This is a genomic window from Streptomyces sp. NPDC000348 (assembly GCF_042898795.1).
Classification (GTDB): domain Bacteria; phylum Actinomycetota; class Actinomycetes; order Streptomycetales; family Streptomycetaceae; genus Streptomyces.
Window position 1 is genome coordinate 271,605 of record NZ_JBIAZD010000004.1, and the last position, 19,705, is coordinate 291,309.

19 protein-coding genes are annotated in these 19,705 nt (G+C 74.6%); 16 read left to right on the top strand and 3 right to left on the bottom strand.

Going from position 1 to position 19,705, the window contains the following annotated elements:
• Nucleotides 1-44: 44 nt before the first annotated feature.
• Nucleotides 45-959, bottom strand: coding sequence for a homocysteine S-methyltransferase (gene mmuM / locus ACFY3N_RS10830; protein WP_390816281.1), 915 nt, complete (start codon nucleotides 957-959; stop codon nucleotides 45-47).
• Nucleotides 960-1,063: 104 nt separating this feature from the next.
• Here mmuM and ACFY3N_RS10835 point away from each other — a divergent pair, with 104 nt between their 5' ends.
• The 4 genes from ACFY3N_RS10835 to ACFY3N_RS10850 all read left to right on the top strand — a co-directional run bounded on the left by ACFY3N_RS10835 (nucleotide 1,064) and on the right by ACFY3N_RS10850 (nucleotide 6,158).
• Nucleotides 1,064-3,730, top strand: a complete 2,667-nt coding sequence (locus ACFY3N_RS10835) for a LuxR C-terminal-related transcriptional regulator (RefSeq protein WP_390816282.1) — start codon at nucleotides 1,064-1,066, stop codon at nucleotides 3,728-3,730.
• A gap of 13 nt (nucleotides 3,731-3,743) precedes the next feature.
• Nucleotides 3,744-5,363, top strand: a complete 1,620-nt coding sequence (locus ACFY3N_RS10840) for an MFS transporter (protein WP_390816283.1) — start codon at nucleotides 3,744-3,746, stop codon at nucleotides 5,361-5,363.
• Nucleotides 5,360-5,851: a hypothetical protein gene (locus tag ACFY3N_RS10845; RefSeq protein WP_390816284.1), complete on the top strand. Its 492-nt coding sequence runs from the start codon at nucleotides 5,360-5,362 to the stop codon at nucleotides 5,849-5,851. Before ACFY3N_RS10840 ends, ACFY3N_RS10845 begins: the two co-directional genes overlap by 4 nt.
• A 109-nt stretch (nucleotides 5,852-5,960) precedes the next feature.
• Complete coding sequence (locus ACFY3N_RS10850) at nucleotides 5,961-6,158, top strand: hypothetical protein (protein ID WP_390816285.1); 198 nt, start codon at nucleotides 5,961-5,963, stop codon at nucleotides 6,156-6,158.
• 17 nt (nucleotides 6,159-6,175) lie between these two features.
• Here the strand turns inward: ACFY3N_RS10850 and ACFY3N_RS10855 are convergent, their stop codons facing one another.
• Nucleotides 6,176-7,579 carry a DUF2252 domain-containing protein gene (locus ACFY3N_RS10855; protein ID WP_390816286.1) on the bottom strand — a complete coding sequence of 468 codons (1,404 nt, stop codon included), beginning with the start codon at nucleotides 7,577-7,579 and terminating at the stop codon, nucleotides 6,176-6,178.
• A gap of 172 nt (nucleotides 7,580-7,751) precedes the next feature.
• Here ACFY3N_RS10855 and ACFY3N_RS10860 point away from each other — a divergent pair, with 172 nt between their 5' ends.
• From ACFY3N_RS10860 to ACFY3N_RS10905, 10 genes are all read left to right on the top strand, one after another.
• A complete protein-coding gene (locus ACFY3N_RS10860; protein ID WP_390816287.1) occupies nucleotides 7,752-8,417 on the top strand; it encodes an HdeD family acid-resistance protein in 666 nt (221 codons plus the stop codon).
• 122 nt (nucleotides 8,418-8,539) lie between these two features.
• On the top strand, nucleotides 8,540-9,010 hold the full coding sequence (locus tag ACFY3N_RS10865) for an SHOCT domain-containing protein (RefSeq protein WP_390816288.1): 471 nt from the start codon (nucleotides 8,540-8,542) through the stop codon (nucleotides 9,008-9,010).
• A gap of 28 nt (nucleotides 9,011-9,038) precedes the next feature.
• A complete protein-coding gene (locus ACFY3N_RS10870) occupies nucleotides 9,039-9,470 on the top strand; it encodes a hypothetical protein (RefSeq protein ID WP_390816289.1) in 432 nt (143 codons plus the stop codon).
• Between the two features lie 11 nt (nucleotides 9,471-9,481).
• The gene (locus tag ACFY3N_RS10875) at nucleotides 9,482-10,786 is read left to right on the top strand and encodes a diacylglycerol/lipid kinase family protein (RefSeq protein ID WP_390816290.1); all 1,305 of its coding nucleotides are present in this window, start codon (nucleotides 9,482-9,484) and stop codon (nucleotides 10,784-10,786) included.
• 37 nt (nucleotides 10,787-10,823) lie between these two features.
• Complete coding sequence (locus ACFY3N_RS10880; protein ID WP_390816291.1) at nucleotides 10,824-11,654, top strand: class II glutamine amidotransferase; 831 nt, start codon at nucleotides 10,824-10,826, stop codon at nucleotides 11,652-11,654.
• A gap of 133 nt (nucleotides 11,655-11,787) precedes the next feature.
• On the top strand, nucleotides 11,788-12,867 hold the full coding sequence (locus ACFY3N_RS10885; protein ID WP_390816292.1) for a family 43 glycosylhydrolase: 1,080 nt from the start codon (nucleotides 11,788-11,790) through the stop codon (nucleotides 12,865-12,867).
• A 1-nt stretch (nucleotide 12,868) separates the two neighbouring features.
• A complete protein-coding gene (locus tag ACFY3N_RS10890) occupies nucleotides 12,869-14,281 on the top strand; it encodes an RICIN domain-containing protein (protein ID WP_390816293.1) in 1,413 nt (470 codons plus the stop codon).
• A complete protein-coding gene (locus ACFY3N_RS10895) occupies nucleotides 14,278-15,342 on the top strand; it encodes a rhamnogalacturonan acetylesterase (RefSeq protein ID WP_390816294.1) in 1,065 nt (354 codons plus the stop codon). The genes ACFY3N_RS10890 and ACFY3N_RS10895 overlap by 4 nt, the downstream gene beginning before the upstream one ends.
• A 97-nt stretch (nucleotides 15,343-15,439) precedes the next feature.
• Nucleotides 15,440-15,901 (top strand): hypothetical protein, encoded by a 462-nt coding sequence (locus ACFY3N_RS10900; protein WP_390816295.1) that lies wholly within the window; start codon nucleotides 15,440-15,442, stop codon nucleotides 15,899-15,901.
• Nucleotides 15,898-16,686, top strand: a complete 789-nt coding sequence (locus ACFY3N_RS10905; protein ID WP_390816296.1) for an isocitrate lyase/phosphoenolpyruvate mutase family protein — start codon at nucleotides 15,898-15,900, stop codon at nucleotides 16,684-16,686. The genes ACFY3N_RS10900 and ACFY3N_RS10905 overlap by 4 nt, the downstream gene beginning before the upstream one ends.
• Nucleotides 16,687-16,720: 34 nt before the next feature.
• On the opposite strand, the gene ACFY3N_RS10910 is transcribed toward ACFY3N_RS10905, so the two are convergent.
• Nucleotides 16,721-17,299, bottom strand: a complete 579-nt coding sequence (locus ACFY3N_RS10910; protein WP_390816466.1) for a TetR/AcrR family transcriptional regulator — start codon at nucleotides 17,297-17,299, stop codon at nucleotides 16,721-16,723.
• 177 nt (nucleotides 17,300-17,476) lie between these two features.
• Between ACFY3N_RS10910 and ACFY3N_RS10915 the strand changes: the two genes are divergently transcribed.
• Both ACFY3N_RS10915 and ACFY3N_RS10920 read left to right on the top strand, forming a co-directional pair.
• Nucleotides 17,477-19,195, top strand: a complete 1,719-nt coding sequence (locus ACFY3N_RS10915) for a PHP domain-containing protein (protein ID WP_390816297.1) — start codon at nucleotides 17,477-17,479, stop codon at nucleotides 19,193-19,195.
• A complete protein-coding gene (locus tag ACFY3N_RS10920) occupies nucleotides 19,192-19,701 on the top strand; it encodes a hypothetical protein (RefSeq protein WP_390816298.1) in 510 nt (169 codons plus the stop codon). The genes ACFY3N_RS10915 and ACFY3N_RS10920 overlap by 4 nt, the downstream gene beginning before the upstream one ends.
• Nucleotides 19,702-19,705: the final 4 nt, after the last annotated feature.

Below are 19,705 nucleotides of genomic sequence, written 5' to 3' on the forward strand. Positions count from 1 at the left end.
ATTCGTGCGGGAGGAGAGAGAAGGGCCCGGCCGACGCGGGGTCGCTACGGCCGCTCCCGCAGCACCTCGGCGATCGACGAGATCGTCTCCGGCCCCACCCGGCAGCACCCGCCGATCAGCCGGGCCCCCGACTCCCGCCAGCCCGTCACCCGTCCGGCGGTGAACGTCGGCCGGCCGGTCCAGGCCCGCGCCCCCGCGTCCCACGTCTCCCCGCTGTTGGGGTAGACCACGACCGGTTTGCCCGTGACGCGGGCGGCGAGGGCGACGGCCCGGTCGGCGTCCTGCGGGGTGCAGCAGTTCACGCCGACCGCGATCACCTCCTCCGCCCGCGCCGCCAGCGCGAAGGCCTCCTCCAGCGGCCGGCCCGCGCGGGTGCGGCCGCCGGCCGCCGAGTACGACAGCCAGGCCGGTACGCCGAGACCGCGCAACGCACGCAGCAGGGCCTTCGCCTCGTCCGTGTCGGGGACCGTCTCCAGGGCCAGCACGTCCGGGCCGGCGGCGGCCAGGGCCTCCATGCGCGGGCGGTGGAAGCGCTCCAGCTCCGCCACGCCCAGCCCGTACCGGCCCCGGTACTCCGAGCCGTCCGCGAGCATCGCGCCGTACGGGCCGACCGAGGCCGCCACCCACAGCGGGCGCGTCACCCGTGCCCGCCGGGCCGCCTCACGGGCGCATCCGACGCTCAGCGCGAGCAGTCCGGCCGCCTCCTCCCGGCCGATGCCGCGCCGCGCGAAGCCCTCGAACGTCGCCTGGTAGCTCGCCGTGATCGCCACGTCCGCGCCCGCCTCGAAGTACCCGAGGTGGGCCGCCGTCACCGCCTCCGGGTCCTCGGCCAGCAGCCGGGCCGACCACAGCTCGTCGCCCAGGTCGTGGCCGGCCGACGCGAGCTGGTTGGACAGGCCGCCGTCGAGCACGACCGTGCCGTGCGCGAGTGCCTCGGCGAGGGCGGGAGGGGCGCTCATACCGGCGACGCTAGCCCAGACGCCGGTCACGGCGCGCCTCCCGGGCACGGTGCTGGGATGCTGAGAGGAGCAGGGAGCACGGCCGAACAGGGGCGGTGAGCGCCATGACCGGGCTTGAAGAGGGCGGTTCGTCCGCCGCGGAACCCCTCGCCGACCCGCACGGGGACCCGTTCCTGCGGACCCGGTTCGCCGTGCCCGCGCGACCGGCGACGTACCTGCGGCGGGAGCGGCTGGACAGACACCTCGACCAGGGCCTGCGGACTCCGCTGACCATGGTCAACGGTGCGGCGGGCGCGGGCAAGACCCTGCTCGTCGCGGACTGGGCGGAGCGGCTGGAGGGGCTGCCCGTCGCCTGGTTCACCACCGAGTCGGCCGGGACCGGGCCCGGGATGTTCTGGGCGTACCTGCTGCGCGCCCTGCGCACCGCCGGTGTCCCGCTGCCCGACGGCATCGGGTTCCCGGCGGACGCGCACCGCGTGAGCCCCGCCCTGCAGTCCCGGCTCGCCGCCGGGCTGAGCGTCCGGGAGCGGCCCGTGGTCCTGGTGCTCGACGAGTTCGACCGGGTCACCGCCCCCGAGATCGCCGAGCAGCTGGAATTCGTCCTGCACCACGCCGGGCCGGGGCTGCGGCTGGTCCTCGTCACCCGTACCGAGCCGCTGCTGCCCCTGCACCGCTACCGGGCCGCGGGCGAGCTGACGGAGATCAGGGGCGCCGAGCTCGCCCTCACCCCGGACGAGGCCGCCGAGCTGATGGAGCTGCACGGGCTGCGGCTGCCCCCGGCCGCCGTGCGCGCGCTCGTGGAGCGCACCCGGGGGTGGGCCGCCGGGCTGCGGCTGTGCGCCCTGGCGGCGGGGGAGAGCCCGGATCCGGAGGCGTACCTCAAGGAGTTCGAGGCGGGGCACAGCACCATCGCCGACTTCCTGCTGGCGGAGGTGCTCAAGCGGCAGGACGCCGGGACCCAGGACCTGCTGCTGCGGGTGAGCGTGCTCGACCGGTTCTGTCCCGGCCTGGCCAACGCGGTCACGGGGCGCGACGACGCCGAGGCCGTCCTGGCCCGGCTGAGCCGGGACAACGCCTTCGTCGAGCACCTCGGGCACGGCCTGCACCGCCTCCACCCCCTGTTCGCCGAGATCCTCCGCGCCCACCTGCGGATGCGCCTGCCCGGTCTGGAACCCGGGCTGCACCGGCGGGCCGCCGCGTGGCTGCGGCGGTCCGGACGCCTCACGGAGGCGCTCGGGCACGGGGCCGCCGCCGGCGACTGGGAGTTCACCGCGGGCGCCCTGGTCGACGACCTCGCCATCGGCCAGTTCTTCACCGGGCCGCGCTCCGACGCGGTGGCCGGACTGTTCTCCCGCATGGGGCAGGAGGGCACGGGACCCGCCCCGGAGCTGGTGCGGGCGGCCGGCCGGCTGGCCCGGTGCGAACTCGACGGCGGGCTGGCCCATCTGCGTCGCGCACAGCACGAGCTGGCGCGGTACGACGGCACGGCGGACGCGGCGGCGGCCCGGCTGAGCTGCGCCCTGCTGGAGGCGCTGGCCGCCCGGCTGGCCGGTGCGCCGGACCGGGCGGAGGACGCGGCGCGGGCGGCCGAGGGACTGCGGGAGGCGGTCCCCGCCGAACTGCTGGACCGGCACCCCGAACTCACCGCGCTGCTGCTGGACCACGTGGGCTCGGCACGGCTGTGGGCCGGGCACTTCGCGACGGCGCGGGCCGCACTGTCCACGGTGGCGGACTCCGCCCCGGGAGCGGCCACGGCACTTCCGCGCGAGGACTCGCTCGGCAGGCTCGCCCTGATCGACTACCTGGACGGCTGGCTCGGCAGGGCCGAACGCAAGGCGCTCGAGGCCCTCGCCGAGACGGAGCGGTTCGGGCTGCCCCGGCCCTCCGGCTCCGGGGTCGAACGGCTCGTCCTGGCCGCCGTCGCCCTGGACCGCGACGAACTGGGGCGGGCCCGGGCCCTGCTCGACGCGGCGGCCGACTCGCACCCCGCGATGCGGGACCCCGTGCTGGAGGCCGGGCGCGCCCTGACGACCGCACGCCTGCACCTGGCGTGCGGCGATCCGGGAGCCGCGCTCGAGGCGGTGGAACCGGGGGTGCCCGCCGACGCGGTCTCGCCGTGGGCGCGGGGGCAGGCGGCGCTCGTCGCGGCCGCCGCGCACCTCGCCGAGGGACGCGTGCGGACGGCCGCCGGGCTGCTGCCCCAGGTGCCCGACGAACAGCCGGCGTGCGCGGTGGGGGCCGCCCGGGTCCGGCTCGCCACCGGCGGGGCCGCGGATGCCGTACGGCTGCTCGACCGGACGCGCCCCGAGGGGCGGGCCGGTCCCGCCGTGACCGTCCGGGCCCTGCTGGTGCGGGCGCAGGCCGCGGACGAGGCGGGGGACGGCGTGACCGCGCGCGCACTGGTGGCGCGGGCGCTGGCGGAGGCGCGCCGGGAGCGGCTGCGGCGGCCCTTCGCCGAGGCCGGGCCGTGGATCCGGCGCTACCTGGGCACGGCCCCGCCGCCCCGGCCGGCGGCCGGCCGGCCCGCACCCGGCGGCGGCGCGTCCGCACGGCCGCCGCAGCCGCCGCCCCCCGTCGTCGAGGAGCTGAGCGGGCGCGAGCGCGACGTGCTGCGGCGCCTGGCCCTGACCATGTCCACCGAGGAGATCGCCGCCGACCTGTACGTGTCCGTGAACACGGTCAAGACCCACCTCAAGAGCGCCTACCGGAAGCTGTCGGTCAACCGCCGCAACGAGGCGGTGCGCCGCGCCCGCGAACTGGACCTGCTGTGACGAGGGGGAGGCCGTGACGCACTGGCGGGCGCTGATCGTCCTGGGGACGGCACAGTTCCTGATGGTCCTCGACACGGCCGTCATGAACGTCTCCATCAGCCAACTGGTCGACGACTTCGACACCGAGGTCACCGCCATCCAGGCCGTCATCACCCTGTACGCGCTGGTCATGGCGGCCTTCATGATCACCGGGGGGCGGCTGGGGGACATCCTCGGACGGCGACGGGTCTTCCTCGGCGGTCTCGTCGTCTACGCCACCGGCTCGGCCCTGACCGCCGTCGCGCCCACCCTGTGGGTGCTGGTCCTCGGCTGGTCGGTCGTCGAGGGGCTCGGCGCCGCACTGGTGCTGCCCGCCATGGCGGCCCTCGTCGCCGAGTCCTACCGGGGCCCCGACCGGGCCGTCGCCTACGGCGTCGTCGGCGGGCTGGCCGGTGCCGGGATCGCGGTGGGCCCCCTGCTGGGCGGCTGGGTGACGACGTACCTCACGTGGCGGCTGGTCTTCGCGGGCGAGGTCGTGGTCGTCCTGGCCGTCCTCCTCCTGCGCGGCGCGATCACCGAGGCACCGGGATCGGGGACGCGCCCCCGGCTGGACGGCGTCGGCGCCGTGCTCTCCGCGGCGGGGCTGGCCCTCGGGGTGCTCGGCGTGCTGCAGAGCGGCACCTGGGGCTGGGTGGAGCCGCGCAACCCGCCCTTCACCGTCCTCGGCTTCGCGCCGACGCTGTTCGTGGTCGCCGCCGGGGTGGCCCTCCTCGCGCTCTTCCAGCGGTGGGAGCGGCACCGGGACGAGCGCGGCGACGACCCGCTGGTGCACCTGTCCCTGCTGCGCCGGCCCGCCCTGGGCTCCGGCCTGATGTCACTGGTGAGCCAGAACCTGATCCTGCTGGGGCTGTTCTTCACCATCCCGCTGTACCTCCAGGTCGTGCAGGGTTTCGACGCCTTCGAGACGGGGCTCAGGCTGCTGCCGGTCTCCGCGACGATGCTCGTCACCTCCCTGGGCGCGGCCCGGCTGGGACGCCGGGCCGGACCCCGGCGGGTCGTCCGGCTGGCCCTGGTCACCGTGGCGGCGGCCGTCGTCTGGCTGCTGGCCACCATCGACCCGGTCATCGACGACGCGAACTTCGCCGGGGCGATGGCCCTGCTCGGCGTGGGCATGGGGCTGTTCGCCTCGCAGCTCGGCAACGTCGTCCAGTCCGGCGCGGCCGAGGAGGAACGCAGCGAGGTCGGCGGACTCCAGTACACGGCGCAGAACCTGGGCTCGGCCCTGGGCACCGCGCTCATCGGCTCACTGCTCATCGGCTCCCTGGCGCACGCCTTCACCGCGGACGTGGAGGACGACCCCCGGCTGTCGCAGCAGGCCCGGGAGCAGGTCGGTATCGCCCTGGAGGCCGGGGTCACCTTCGTGCCCACCGAACAGGTGCGCACGGCGGCCACCCGTGCCGGGCTGCCGCCGGCCGAAGTGGACGCCCTGACGGACACCTACGCGTCGGCGCAGCTCGACGGGTTGCGGGCGGCCATCCTCGCCACCGGCGGCATCACCTTCGCCAGCTTCCTGGTCACGCCCCGGCTTCCGGGCCCGCCGCCCGACCGCGCCCGGCCCGGCGCGCGGAACGGAACCGGCCGGAGGAGGCCGTGACATCCGCCGCCGGGCGCGAGGCGCACGCCGACTGCGCGGGCGGCGTCTACGGATCCCTGCTCGCGGCCTCGGTGATCGTCGGGGCCGGCACGCTCGGCCCGTTCCCGCGTCTGGAGATGGTGCTGCTGCTGTTGCTCACCGGCGGGGTGTTCTGGCTCGCGCACGTGCACGCGCAGCTGTTCGGCGCGCGGCTGGCGCAGCACGGTCCGGACCGGCACGTCGTGCTGCGGGCGTGCCGCGAGGAGTGGACGATCGTCGAGGCCGCCGTGCCACCGGCGGCCGCCGTGGCCGTCAGCCCCGTACTCGGCCTCGGTCTGCAGGGCACCCAGTGGTTCGCGCTGTCCGTCGCGGTGGCGGGGCAGGTGGGCTGGTCGGTGGCGGCCGCCCGCCGGGCCGGCGCCGGACGGCGCCTGATGGCCCTGTCGGCGGCGGTGAACCTCGTACTCGGCCTGGTGATCCTCTCGTGCAAGCTCTGGCTGAAGCGCTGAGACGAGCGGCCTCTCACCTGTACCGGGTGAGCCGGGCCGCCGCCCGGCGGCGGACGATCGCAGGGTACGGGCACGGCCCGCCTGTTCCAGGCCACCCGGGGAGCGGCTCATGCGCTACGAGATCCGTGTGGACGGGCATCTCTCGGAACCGCTGGTCAAGGTTTTTCCGGAACTCGACCACGTGACGATGTCCGGCCAGACCCTGCTGTTCGGGCACGTCGTCGACGAGGCGCACCTGTACGGGCTGCTGGCCCGCTGCCAGTCCCTGGGCCTGCGCGTCCTGGAGATGCGCCAGGTGCCGGAGTAGCGCCCCTGGCGGGCGGGTCACGGCCCCTCGGCGCGCACCCTGCCGGACCGCACGGCCTCGCCCAGTGCCTCGAAGTCCCGCTCGGTGCGGTCGGCGTAGTCCTGCGCGAATCCGGCGAGTGCCCGGTCGAAGCGGTCGCCGCGCCCCAGGTAGGCGGCGATGGCGACCGGATCGCCGGAACGGGCGTGGGCGCGGGCGAGGCTCGCCCCGCACAGCCGGGCGAACAGCCGCAGCAGCCCCGGGTCCATGGTCTCCGGCCGGGCGATGCCCTTCCAGTCGCGCAGCTGCCGTACGTAGAAGTCCCGGGGGCGTCCGTCGAGGCCCACGGCGTGCGTCCAGCCGAGCAGGATGTCGCTGGTCGTCTGGATCAGCCGCTGCCCCGCCACCACCCGGCGGCCCTGGTTGTCGTACCGCTCGCCCTCCGCGTACGGGGCGAGCACCGACTCCTGCGCCTCCTTGGCCTGCAGCAGCAGGGGATCGTCGTCGTCCCGGCCGAGCAGGAGCACGATCCAGCAGCGGGTGCCGACACTGCCGACGCCCACCACCTTCCGGGCCACGTCGACCAGGTGGTAGCGCCCCAGCAGATGCCGGCGCTCCGACGACAGCGAGCGCGCGTACCCGTCCAGGACCTCGTACAGGGCCTTCTCCTCGGCCGAGGGATCGTCCACCAGGTCGGCCAGCGGCGTGACCAGCGGCGGGTCCGGGGCGATGCGCCGTCCCCGGGCCGTGGCCCGCGTGAGCGCCGCGAAGGCCTGGAGGTGCGTGCGGGTCCGGGCGCGCTTCGTCGCCCCGGCGGTGCGGCGCCGGGCCGCGCGGTCCATCGACGAGGCCATCAGCTCCCGCAGCCGGTCGGCGTCGTCCTGCGCGTACCAGACGTCGAGGGTGCGCATCCCGGCGAACTCCCGCATGCGCCGCCGGTACGCCTCCACGCAGGCGCGCACCGCGCCGTCCTGCTCCGCCACCGTGAAGCCGCCTGCCCGGCCGGCCAGGGCGAAGCTCGCCGCCAGCCGCTTGACGTCCCACTCGAAGGGACCGGCGTGCGTCTCGTCGAAGTCGTTGACGTCGAACACCAGACGGCGCTCCGGGGAGGCCAGCAGACGGAAGTTCAGCAGGTGGGCGTCACCGCAGAGCTGCACGGTCAGGCCGGTGTCCGGGAGCGGCCCGAGGTCCGCCGCCATGAGCGCCGCCGCGCCCCGGTAGAACCGGAAGGGGGACTCGAGCATGCGGCCGTGGCGGACCGGCACCAGCTCGGGCAGCCGGGTCGCCGACTGCCGCTCGATCACGCCGACGGGGTCCGGCCGGTCCGGGGCCGCCTCGAACCGCCCGTGGGACGAGCGTGGCGCACGGCCGCGCGCCTCCTTGCCGTGCGCGGCCCGCTCGGCCGGGGAGAGGGCGGCTCCGAACGCGCTCGGTACGGCCATCGCTGTCTCCCGCCTGCACCGCGAACGACGACTGCTCGCCGTCATCCCACCGCGCCCGCGCCCCGGCCGGATCACCCGTCGCGGGTGACCCGGCGACGGCGGCCGGGCGGAAGGCTGGTCCCGCGCCCGCGCCCGCGCCGCGGCACGGGCGCGCCGCGCGGGAGGAGGAGCCATGAGCACGACACCCGGTCCGGCACCCGGCCCCGGACGGACGCACCCGCACGACGGCGCGGCCCCGGGCCTGCCGGACGGCCTCGCCGGGTTCCCGGGGACGCCCGGGCGCTCCTGGCAGTGGATCCTCGCCTCCGCGGCCGCCACCCTCGTGCCGGGCGTCGTCGTGCTGGTGTGGCCGGACACCACGCTGCACGTCCTCGCGGTGCTCATCGGCCTGTACCTGCTGGTGACCGGGGCGTTCCGGTTCGTCGGTCTCCTCGGCCGGGAGGAGCAGGGGGCACGGCTGCCCGAACTCCTGTCGGCGGTGCTGTACGTCCTGGCCGGAGTGCTCTGCCTGCGCGACCCGCTGCAGACCGTCGCCGCCCTCTCCCTGATCGTCGGAGCGCTCTGGCTGGTGTCGGGGATGCTCACCCTCTTCACGGCCGTCGCCTCGCGGGACCTGCCGCACCGCGGTGCCGTCCTCGGCGCGGCGCTGCTCGCCGTCGTCGCGGGGATCGTCGTCCTGGCCCTGCCCGCGGAGTCGGCCCGCGCGCTGACCCGGCTCCTCGGCCTGTGGCTCGTCCTCCTCGGACTGGTCGAGGCGGCCGTCGCCCTGGCCCGGCGGGCCGCGCAGCGCGGGCCGGGCGCCGCGGGGCCGTCCCGCCGCCCCGCGGGGACCGGCTGAGACGCCCGGCCCGGGGCGGCACTTCACCCGCCCCGGGTGAGGCGGCGGTCCCTCGTCGCGTACACGCTGAAGTCGGCACACAACGGCATTCGGGCACGGGGGGCCCGGAACGGAGGAGTGAGATGAGTGGTGCGACGTACCTCGCGTACGACTATCCGCTGCTGAGCGCCTTCTGGACCCTGCTGGTCTTCTTCCTGTGGGTCATGTGGTTCGTCCTGCTCTTCCGGGTCGTCATGGACATCTTCCGCGACGACGACCTGAGCGGCTGGGCCAAGGCGGGCTGGCTGGTGTTCACGATCGTCCTGCCCTTCCTGGGCGTCTTCGTCTACGTGATCGCCCGCGGCAAGAACATGGGGCGCCGTGAGATCGCACAGGCGCGCGCGCAGCAGGAGGCGTTCGACAGCTACGTCCGCGAGACCGCCAGGGGCGCCGACGGCCGCGCCAGCAGCGTCGACGAACTCGCCCGGCTGTCCGAGATCAAGGCCCGCGGCGACATCTCGGACGACGAGTTCCGCAGGGCGAAGGAACTGGTCCTGAGCGGCCACGGCCCGGCGCAGCACACGGGTCCGTTCGCCTCGTCCGCAGGGCGCTGACCGCACGACACCGAATCGAGGCATCCTCATGGCAGCGACACACCCGACGCACGGCGCGCACGCGCCGTCGGCGAAGCGGCAGTGGGCGGGAGGCCTGACGGTCTTCGCCGCCGTCACGCTCATGATCGTGGGGGTGCTCGACATCCTCCGGGGCATCATGGGCATCGCCGAGGACGACGTCTTCGTCACGACGCAGAACTACGTCTTCAAGTTCGACCTCACCGCGTGGGGCTGGACCCACCTGGCGCTCGGCATCCTCGCGGTGCTCGTCAGCCTCGGTCTGCCCCGGGGGGCCCTGTGGGCCCGCGTCGCCGGCGTGACGATCGCCGGGCTCCTCATCATCGCCAACTTCCTGTCCCTGCCGTACTACCCGGTCTGGTCCGTCGTGATGATCGCCTTCTCGGGGTTCATCATCTGGGCGCTGTGCACACCGCGTTCAGGCACCCGCGCCGAGCGCTGAGCCGCGGCACCGTGGCGCGGACCGGTGTCCGGCAGGACGTGGCCCGGGCGCGACTGGCACTCCTGGCCCTCGTGGCCGCCGTGCTGGTCCCGCTCGTGGCCGCCGGTCTGCGCAGCGTGCTCTGGGCGCTGCTCGGCCTCGCCGGACTGGCCCTGGCGGCCGTGGGGCTGTGGTGGACGCTCGCGCACTCCGGAGCGGTGCGGGTCGCCGGCGCGGTGCTCTGCGCGGCGGCCCCGCTGACGGTGCTGGCGCTGTACGCCGCGGGCGGGATGCTGGGGCCGGCCGCGGCGTCCCTGGCGCTGTGGGCGCTGGCCGCGGGCACGGCGCGGACGGCGGTGGCCCCCGGATCCGCCGAGCCGGTGCCCGCCCCGCCGCCCGGCCGTCCCTGGGCGGTGATGAACCCGCGCTCGGGCGGCGGCAAGGTCGACCGCTTCCGGCTGGCGGACCGGGCACGCGCGGCGGGCGTGCGGGTGGTGCTGCTCGGCGCCGGGCACCAGGACGTGGCCGCACTGGCCGAGGACGCCGTGCGCGACGGAGCCGACCTGCTGGCGGTGGCCGGCGGGGACGGCACCCAGGCCCTGGTGGCGGAGGTGGCCGCCCGGCACGACGTGCCGTTCATGGTGATCCCGGCCGGCACCCGCAACCACTTCGCGCTCGACCTCGGGCTCGACCGCGACGATCCGGCGAAGGCCCTCGACGCCCTGACGGACGGCGTCGAACTCCGCGTCGACCTCGGATTCGCCGGCGACCGGGTGTTCGTCAACAACGCCTCCTTCGGCACCTACGCGGCGGTCGTGGGCGAGCCCGCGTACCGGGAGGAGAAGTGGCAGACCACGCTCCGGATGATGCCGGGGCTGCTCTCCGGTCCCGGGGCGCCCCGGCTGCGGATGCGGGCCGACGGGGCCCGCGCGGACGGGCTGCAGGCCCTGCTGGTCAGCAACAACCCGTACCCGCGGGCGGTCGACGCGTCCCGGCCGGGGCGCAGGGAGCGGCTGGACTCCGGACGGCTGGGGGTACTGGGCGTACGGGTGGAGAGCGCGGTGCGGGCCGCGGGGATGGCGCGCGGTCCCCGCGCGGCCGGTCTGCTGCGGCTCACCGCCGGGGAGGTCGTCGTGGAGGCGGACACCCCGGCCGTTCCGGCCGGGGTGGACGGCGAACACGTGCTGCTGCCGGCCCCCGTGGTGTGCCGGACCGCCCCCGGGGCGCTGCGCGTACGCGTTCCGCGCGGCGCGGTGCGTACCCGGCGGGGGAGCGGGGCACCCGACTGGCCGCGGGTGACGAGGCTCGCGCGGGGACGGCGGGAGGACGGTCCGTGATACGACGGTCGCGGTCGCGACCGGGAAGGCGGTGGACATGTGCCGTTGGCTCGCCTATTCGGGCACTCCCATCCTGCTCGACAGCATCCTCTACAAACCGGTCCACTCACTGATCGACCAGAGCCTGCACTCCAAGATGGGCGTCGAGACGACCAACGGTGACGGGTTCGGCGTGGGCTGGTACGCGCCGGCCAAGGACAGCCCCGCCGTCATCCGGGACATCGGCCCGGCGTGGAGCGACCGCAACCTGCGGGAGATCGCCGAGCACGTCGTCTCGCCGCTCTTCTTCGCCCACATCCGGGCCTCGACCGGCACGGCGGTGCAGCAGACCAACTGCCATCCGTTCCGGCACGGCCGCTGGATGTGGATGCACAACGGGGCGATCGCCGAGTTCCACCGCGTCCGGCGCGACCTCGCGCTGTCCCTCGAGCCGTCGCTCTTCCCGTACGTCGAGGGCTCCACGGACTCGGAGTTGATGTTCTACCTCGCGCTGAGCCTCGGCCTGGAGGAGGACCCGCCCGCCGCCGTCGCCCGGATGGCCGGCCTGGTGGAGCGCGTCGGCCACGAGCACGGCGTGGAGTTCCCGCTGCAGATGACGGTCTCGGTCACCGACGGCGCGCGCCTGTGGGCGTTCCGCTACTCCAGCCAGAAGGACTCGCGCTCGCTCTTCTACAGCACCCGCGTGGACACGCTGCGCTCCCTCCACCCCGACGTGACCTTCCTGCGCGAGATCTCCGACGACGCCCGCCTCATCGTCTCCGAACCCCTGGGCGACCTGCCCGGCGCCTGGAACGCGGTCCCCGAGGGCACCTACGGCGTGGTGCAGCCCGAGGGCGACGAGATGCACCCCTTCGCACCCGCCGCGTGAGGACCGGTCCCTCCGCGTCGCGTCGGACCCGTTGACCTCCCCGTGACACACCCTTACCTTGTCGGCGTTCGTCATGTCAGATGTCGTTCGACATCGTGAACGGCATGGTCCTCCCCCACGAGAGGCAGACCGCATGAGCCGCGCCGCCGACCTGCCCCCGCCCCCCGCCCGCAGACTCCTGCTGAAGGGCGCCCTCGCCGCGGGCGCCCTGGCCGCCGCCACCCCCGTCACCGCCCGCGCCGCATCCCCGAAGGCCGCCCCGTACGTGAACCCGCTCGTCCTCAACCGCGCCGATCCGCACATCACCCGGCACACCGACGGCTTCTACTACTTCACCGCCACCGCCCCCGAGTACGACCGGATCGTCCTGCGCCGCTCCCGCACGCTGAACGGCCTGTCCAACGCCGCCGAGTCCGTGATCTGGCGGGCGCACCCCACCGGCGACATGGGCGCCCACATCTGGGCGCCGGAGATGCACCGCGTCGCCGGCAAGTGGTACGTCTACTTCGCCGCCGCGCCCGCCGAGGACGTGTGGGCGATCCGCATCTGGGTGCTGGAGAACGCCCACCCCGACCCCTTCAAGGGCACCTGGGTCGAGAAGGGCCGGGTCAAGACCGCGTGGGAGACCTTCTCCCTGGACGCCACCACCTTCGCCCACCGCGGCACCCGCTACCTCGCCTGGGCCCAGCACGAACCCGGCATGGACAACAACACCGCCGTCTGGCTCTCCGAGATGGCCAACCCCTGGACCCTGACGGGTCCCCAGGTGCGGCTCTCCACGCCCGAGTACGACTGGGAGCGCATCGGCTTCGCGGTCAACGAGGGGCCGTACGTGCTGCACCGCAACGGCCGGCTGTTCATGACCTACTCGGCCAGCGCCACCGACCACCACTACTGCGTGGGGCTGCTGACCGCCGACGAGGACAGCGACCTCATGGACCCGGCGAGCTGGGCCAAGTCACCCGTCCCCGTCTTCACCGGCAACGACACGACCGGGCAGTACGGGCCCGGCCACAACTGCTTCACCGTCGCCGAGGACGGCCGTACCGACGTCCTCGTCTACCACGCCCGCCCGTACAAGGAGATCACCGGCGACCCGCTGCACGACCCCAACCGGCACACCCGCGTCCAGAAGCTCGGCTGGAAGCCGGACGGCACCCCCGACTTCGGCGTCCCCGTGGCCGACACCGCGACAGCGGGGGAGGGGGCGTGACATGAGACGTGCGCACGCCGTACTGCTCGCCCTCTGCCTCGCGCTCGCCGGCGCCCTGGCCACCGCCGGGCCCGCGCAGGCCGCCCCGCGGACGATCGTCAACGGAACGCAGTTCAAGGATCTTTCGGGCGGTCCCGTCCACGCCCACGGCGGCGGCGTCCTCAAGGCCGGCGCGTACTACTACTGGTTCGGCGAGCACCGCAACGCCGACAACACCTTCCGCTCCGTCGACGCCTACCGCTCCACCGACCTGAAGAACTGGGAGTTCCGGGGCCACGTCCTCACCGAGGACAGCCACCCCGAACTCGCCACCGCCAACATCGAGCGGCCCAAGGTCATGTACAACGCGTCCACCGGCCGGTTCGTGATGTGGATGCACAAGGAGAACGGCAGCGACTACAGCGAGGCCCGTGCCGCCGTCGCCGTCTCCGACACCGTGGACGGCGACTACACCTGGCAGGGCAGCTTCCGGCCGCTCGGACAGCACATGTCCCGCGACATCACCGTCTTCACGGACACCGACGGCACCGGCTACATGGTCTCCGCCGCCCGGGAGAACTACGACCTGCACATCTACCGGCTCACCGCCGACCACACCGGCATCGCGAGCCTGGTCGCCAACCCCTGGCCCGGCGGCCACCGCGAGGCGCCGGCCCTGTTCAAGCGGAACGGCGTCTACTTCATGCTGACCTCGGGCGCCACCGGCTGGAGCCCCAACCAGCAGAAGTACGCCACCGCCACCAGCCTCTCGGGCCCCTGGTCGGCGATGCGCGACGTCGGCGACCCGACCGCCTACGGATCGCAGACCGCGTACGTCCTGCCGGTGCAGGGCACCTCGGGCACCTCGTACCTCTACCTGGGCGACCGCTGGGGCAACTCCTTCGGCGGGACCGTCAACGACTCCCGGTACGTGTGGCTGCCGCTGACCTTCCCGTCGTCCACGTCGATGTCGATGTCCTGGTCGCCCGAGGTCACCGTCGACACGGCCGCCGGAACGGTCACCGGCACCACCGCCACCTACCACACGCTGATCGCCCGGCACAGCGGAAAGTGCGCCGACGTGACCGGTCAGTCGCTGTGGCAGGGCGCGCAGATCAAGCAGTACGACTGCAACGGCGGCGGCAACCAGACGTACTGGTTCAAGTCCGTCGGCGGCGGCCACCACCAGCTGGTGGTGCGCAACAGCGGCCTGTGCGTGCAGGAGAACGCGACCACCGTCACGCAGGAGGACTGCGACGCCTCCGCGACCGGCCAGCAGTGGTCCGTCACCACCACGGGCTCCTACGCCAACGTCATGTCCCGCGCCACCGGCGAGTGCCTGGACGTGAACGGCGCGTCCACCGCCAACTCCGCCGCGCTCATCACGTACACCTGCAACGGAGGGACCAACCAGCAGTGGACACGCGGAACATGAGACGGGGCCGCACACTCGGCCGGGCCGCCGTGACGACGGCCGTGGCACTGGGCATCGGCCTGTCGGCCGCACCCGCCCAGGCACAGCGGCACGAGGGACGCCCGCCCGCCCCCGGCATCGAGAACTGCACGGCCACCGCCTGCCACTTCGACCTGCCGCCCGGCACCTACGACGTGCGGGTCACCCTCGGCGGTGACCGGGCGTCCAGCACCGCCATCGGCGGCGAGACCCGGCGCGCCCTCCTCCCGGAGACCGCCGCACCGGCCGGGGAACGCGTCGTCCGGAGCTTCACCGTGAACGTCCGCACCCCCGAGGGCGAGCCCCTCGGCGCCGAGGGCACCCCCGGGCTCGACCTCACCGTCGGCGGGGCCGCGCCCGCACTCGCCGGCATCCGGGTCACCCCGGCCCGGCACGCCCGGCAGATCCTCCTGGTCGGCGACTCCACGGTCTGCGACCAGCCCGGCGACCCGTACTCCGGCTGGGGCCAGCAACTGCCCCAGTACCTGCGCAAGGGGCTCTCCGTGGCCAACTACGCCGATTCCGGGGAGAGCACGGTCAGCTATCTCGGGAACCCGCTCCTCTGGGACACCGTCCGGCCGCTGATCCGGCGCGGCGACCTCGTCCTGATCCAGCTCGCCCACAACGACAAGACCACCGACGGGGCGACCTACCGGGCCAACCTGGAGGCCCTGGTGGCGGGCGTGCGGGAACAGGGCGGCGAGCCGGTCCTCGTGACCCCGGTCGTGCGGCGCTGGTTCAACGCCGACGGCACCCTGGACAACGGCACCGCCCTGCTGGTCAACGGGCTCGGCGTCGACCACCCGGCCGTCATCCGCTCCGTCGCCGCCGACCGGGGGGTCCCGCTGATCGACCTCACGGCGCGGACCAAGGAACTGGTGGAGTCCCTCGGCACGGAGGGCTCCAAGGCGCTGTACCTCTACAACGAGAAACGGGACAACACGCACACCTCCGTGCACGGCGCCACCGTGTACGCGGACCTGGTCCGCGAGGAAATGCTGAGCCTGCGTCTGGTGCCGGAGGGCACCGTCAGGGTGGGATGAACCCCTGGGGCGCCCCGACCGGAACCGGGGCGCCCCAGGCCCCTCACGCCCGGACGGTTCGGCCGGCACCGAAGCGTCCCGCTCCTAGCGTTGCCCCATGAACGAGAACACGCGGACCGCCACCCCCTCCACGGCCGTCACCGGCATGGTCGACCACGTCCTCGCGCTGGCCGCCACCTGGACCCGCTGGGACGGCGAACCCGTCCACGCCGACGGCCGCGTCCACACCCCGCACAAGGCGATCCGCCGTGTCGCCGACCACCTCGTCGACCACCTCGCGGAGATGGAGGCCCGGCTCGCCGGCGAGGAACCGCAGCCCGACCACTGGCACGCCTCCCTCGTCACCACCGAGGCCGACCTCGCCCCCTTCACCCCGCAGGACCTCGACGAGGCCCGCAGCCGCCTCACCCGGCTCGCCCGCATCTGGGCCAACCGCCTCGACGCGCTCACCGGCGAACAGCTCGACGACTCGCCCGGCGAGGGCTGGAGCTTCCGCGAACTCGCCCGCCACCTCCACGAGTCCGTCTACTACGCCGACGCCGTCGGAGACCTGTCGTGACCGCCTTCGCCGACCTCCACCACGCGGACGAACCCCTGCTCCTCCCCAATGCCTGGGACCACGCCTCCGCCCTCGCCCTCGCCGCCCACGGCTTCCGGGCCGTCGGCACCACCAGCCTGGCCGTCGCCGCGGCGGCCGGGCTGCCCGACGGGGCCGCCGCCACCCGCGAGGAGACGCTGCGGCTCGCGCTCACCCTCGGCCCGGGGCCCTTCCTGCTCTCCGTGGACGCGGAGAACGGCTTCGGCGACGACCCCGAGGAAGTGGCCCGACTGGCAGAGGAGTTGTACGCGCTGGGCGCCGCCGGCATCAACCTGGAGGACGGACTCGGGCCCGTCGACCGGCATGCGGCGAAGATAGCCGCCGTCCGGTCGGCGGTCCCCGGCCTCTTCGTGAACGCCCGCACCGACACGTACTGGCTGGGCGACGGCGAGGACACCACCCGCCGGCTCGACGCCTACGTCCGGGCGGGCGCCCACGGCGTGTTCGTGCCCGGCCTCACCGATCCCCGGGAGATCGCCGCCCTGGTGCGCGGCCTGGACGGCGTCCCCCTCAACGTCCTCTACTCGCCCACCGGCCCCTCCGTCCCCCGCCTCGCCGACCTCGGCGTCCGCCGCATCAGCCTCGGCTCGCTGCTCTACCGGCGGGCCCTGGGCGCGGCGGTGGAGACGGCGGCCGGCATCAGGGCGGGCCGGAGACCGGAGGGCACGGCACCGTCGTACCGGGAGATCCAGTCGCTGAGCCGGCGGGACCGCGGTGGGAGCGACGGCACGGCCTCCTCCGGCTGACCCCGGCACGGTACCCGGCACGCGCGTCCGAAGGTCAACTCCCCTGTCGGCCGGGCCAGTTCACCAGAGCGATGTGCAGGGCCCCGACCACCGCGTCCCAGGACGCCCGGACGTCCCGGGGGTCGCCGAAGGCGCCGGCGGACTCCAGGGCGCAGTAGCCGTGGAAGGTGCTGCGCAGCAGGCGCACGGCGTCGGTGAGGCCGGGTTCCCGCAGGCCGTACCCGCGGAGCAGGCCGTAGGTGATCTCGGCGGTGCGGCGCAGGACGGGGGAGTCGGTGACCGTGGCCCGGTCCAGGGGGAGCCGGGTGGCGGCGTAACGGCCCGGGTGGGCCAGGGCGTACTCCCGGTAGGCGTTCGCGAAGGCGGTCAGCGCCTCCTCGCCGGTCCGGCCGGCGACCGCCGCCGCGATCCGGTCGATCATCTCCCCGCCGGCCAGCAGGGCCATCCGGGTGCGCAGGTCCCGCAGGCCGCGCACATGCGCGTACAGGCTCGCGTCCTTCACGCCGAAACGCCGGGCCAGCGCGGACAGGGTGACGTTCTCGTAGCCCGCCTCGTCGGCGAGGTCGACGGCGGCCGCGACGAGACGGTCGGCGGTGAGTCCGGCGCGCGGGATGGATGCCTCCGAAGGAACCCGGGGGGCGGGGAAGGCGGCCAGCTTACCGAGCGGACGTGAGCGAGCCGCCGCGTCGGGGGCATGCGCCGCTCATCCGCGCGTCGTTCCTCGTTCATGCGCTGCCTTGATCCTCCACACGCGGCGTGATCGCGCCGCGGCATCGAGGAGGCACTTTTCATGGGTCACGGGCACGCACACGGGCACCATCACCACCCTCACGGACACGACCACCGGCACGGGACGACGGCTCCGCTGCCCGCCGCCTTCGACACCTCCGTGCCCGACGAGGCGCTGAACCCCGAACAGAAGTCCCGCCGCGCGCTGCTGCGCCGGGCCGGGCTGCTGGGCGCGGGTCTCGCGGCCGGCACCGTGCTCCCCGCGGGCTCCGGCGCCGCGACGCCCGCGCACGCGGCGGGCGACAGCCGCCGCGGCAGGAGCAAGGGTTTCCTGTGGCTGGCCGGTGACCACCACATCCACACCCAGTACAGCAGCGACGGCAAGTACCGCGTCGTCGACCAGGTCCGCCAGGGCGCCAGGCACGGCATGGACTGGCTGGTCATCACCGACCACGGCAGCACCACCCACGCCAGGATCGGCGTCGACAAGGTCAACCCGGACATCAAGGAGGCCCGGGCCGCCCACGAGGACACCCTCGTCTTCCAGGGCCTGGAGTGGAACATCCCGGCCGCCGAGCACGGCACCGTCTTCGTCCACCCCGGGCGCAACGAGGTGTCCGTCCTCAAGCAGTTCGAGACCGACTACGACGGCAGCGTCAAGGGCGCCTCCGACTCCACCCCCGCCAACGAGGCCCTCGCCGTCGCCGGTCTGAACTTCCTCGCCGACCAGGTGAGGCGGCGCAAGGTCAAGGACGCCCTGATGCTCGCCAACCACCCGGCGCGGCGCGGTGTCGACTCCCCGCACGAGATCCGCGCCTGGCGGGACGCCACCGGCACGGACCCGCAGATCGCCGTCGGCTTCGAGGGCGCCCCCGGCCACCAGGCCGCCGGCCTGCCCCAGCCCCTCGGCATGGGCCGCGCCCGCGGCATCTACGACAACAACCCCGGCGCCAACTCCTTCGCCGGCTACCCGCCGGAGAGCTACCGCACCTGGGGCGGCTTCGACTGGATGACCGCCACCGTCGGCGGCCTCTGGGACAGCCTCCTTGCCGAGGGCCGCCCCTGGTGGATCACCGCCAACTCCGACTCCCACCAGGTGTACGCCGACACCGCCGCCCGCGGCACGGGCGGGGACTTCGCCACCGACGGCCGCTACCCCGACCCCGTCTACGGCGGGCGGATCGACATCACCCAGGGCGACTACTGGCCCGGCCAGTACAGCCGCACCCACGTCGGCGCCGACGGCTTCTCCTACGCCGCCGTCATGGACGGCATCCGCGCCGGCCGCATCTGGGTCGACCACGGTCAGCTCGTCAGCGGCCTCGACGTCCGCGTCTCGGGCGGCAGCCGGTGGGCCACCCTCGGCGGCGCCCTGCACGTGCGCAAGGGCACCAAGGTCACGCTGACCGCCGACATCGCCCTCGCCGGCGGCCCCAACTGGGCCGGGTTCACCCCGAGGCTCGCCCGCGTCGACGTCATCCAGGGCGATGTCACCGGCCCGGTCGCCGACCAGGACACGTTCACCGCGCCCACGGCCAAGGTCGCCCGGTCGTACGAGATCGGCAAGGCGGCCGGCACCGTCCGCGTCACCTTCGACCTCGGCCGCGTCGACCGCCCGGTGTACGTCCGGCTGCGCGGCACCGACGGCAACCGGTCCGCCGTCGGCGCGATGGGCGCCGGGGTCGACCCGGCGGGCCCCGCCCTCGACGTCGTCGGTGACGCCGACCCGTGGCGCGACTTGTGGTTCTACTCCAACCCGGTGTGGGTCCTGCCGTCGTGACGCCGTACGCCCTCACCGTGGACGCGGGCACCAGGGACCTGCCCGACGCCGACCACCTGCTGCACCGGATGGCGGCCGGACTCGCCCTCCCCGAGGACGCGTACGGCTGCACCCACCTGGTGCGCGGCGACCGTCCGCGCGTCGTCGTGTCCCTGGCCCTGCCCGCGCGGCCGCTCCCGGACACCCTCCGGGAGAGGCTCGCGGAGTACGGGGCCGTCTCCCCGGGCCTGCCCGACGAGGTGGGACGCGCGGTGCTCTATCCGGGCGTCTCCGCCCTCACCGGCACGATGACCGTCGGGGAGCTGCTGGCCGGCTCCGCGATCGCCCGCGTGACGGTCCTGGGCACGCCCGAGCCCCCCGACCCCCGGACGCGGATGGTGACCCGTGACCACGTGCGGCCGCAGTGGCGGCGGGACGAACTCGTCCTCGCCGCCACCCCGGCCCGGGGCGGCACCCTCGTGCCGTTCGAGGTCCCGGACCCCACGCCCTGCTGCGCGGACCACTGAGCCC

What these genes read in the sequence shown, in the direction of transcription:
- mmuM (WP_390816281.1), bottom strand. Translation starts at nt 959, where the DNA reads ATGAGCGCCCCTCCCGCCCTCGCCGAGGCACTCGCGCACGGCACGGTC.
- ACFY3N_RS10835 (WP_390816282.1), top strand. Translation starts at nt 1,064, where the DNA reads ATGACCGGGCTTGAAGAGGGCGGTTCGTCCGCCGCGGAACCCCTCGCC.
- ACFY3N_RS10850 (WP_390816285.1), top strand. Translation starts at nt 5,961, where the DNA reads ATGCGCTACGAGATCCGTGTGGACGGGCATCTCTCGGAACCGCTGGTC.
- ACFY3N_RS10855 (WP_390816286.1), bottom strand. Translation starts at nt 7,579, where the DNA reads ATGGCCGTACCGAGCGCGTTCGGAGCCGCCCTCTCCCCGGCCGAGCGG.
- ACFY3N_RS10860 (WP_390816287.1), top strand. Translation starts at nt 7,752, where the DNA reads ATGAGCACGACACCCGGTCCGGCACCCGGCCCCGGACGGACGCACCCG.
- ACFY3N_RS10865 (WP_390816288.1), top strand. Translation starts at nt 8,540, where the DNA reads ATGAGTGGTGCGACGTACCTCGCGTACGACTATCCGCTGCTGAGCGCC.
- ACFY3N_RS10870 (WP_390816289.1), top strand. Translation starts at nt 9,039, where the DNA reads ATGGCAGCGACACACCCGACGCACGGCGCGCACGCGCCGTCGGCGAAG.
- ACFY3N_RS10880 (WP_390816291.1), top strand. Translation starts at nt 10,824, where the DNA reads ATGTGCCGTTGGCTCGCCTATTCGGGCACTCCCATCCTGCTCGACAGC.
- ACFY3N_RS10885 (WP_390816292.1), top strand. Translation starts at nt 11,788, where the DNA reads ATGAGCCGCGCCGCCGACCTGCCCCCGCCCCCCGCCCGCAGACTCCTG.
- ACFY3N_RS10890 (WP_390816293.1), top strand. Translation starts at nt 12,869, where the DNA reads ATGAGACGTGCGCACGCCGTACTGCTCGCCCTCTGCCTCGCGCTCGCC.
- ACFY3N_RS10895 (WP_390816294.1), top strand. Translation starts at nt 14,278, where the DNA reads ATGAGACGGGGCCGCACACTCGGCCGGGCCGCCGTGACGACGGCCGTG.
- ACFY3N_RS10900 (WP_390816295.1), top strand. Translation starts at nt 15,440, where the DNA reads ATGAACGAGAACACGCGGACCGCCACCCCCTCCACGGCCGTCACCGGC.
- ACFY3N_RS10915 (WP_390816297.1), top strand. Translation starts at nt 17,477, where the DNA reads ATGGGTCACGGGCACGCACACGGGCACCATCACCACCCTCACGGACAC.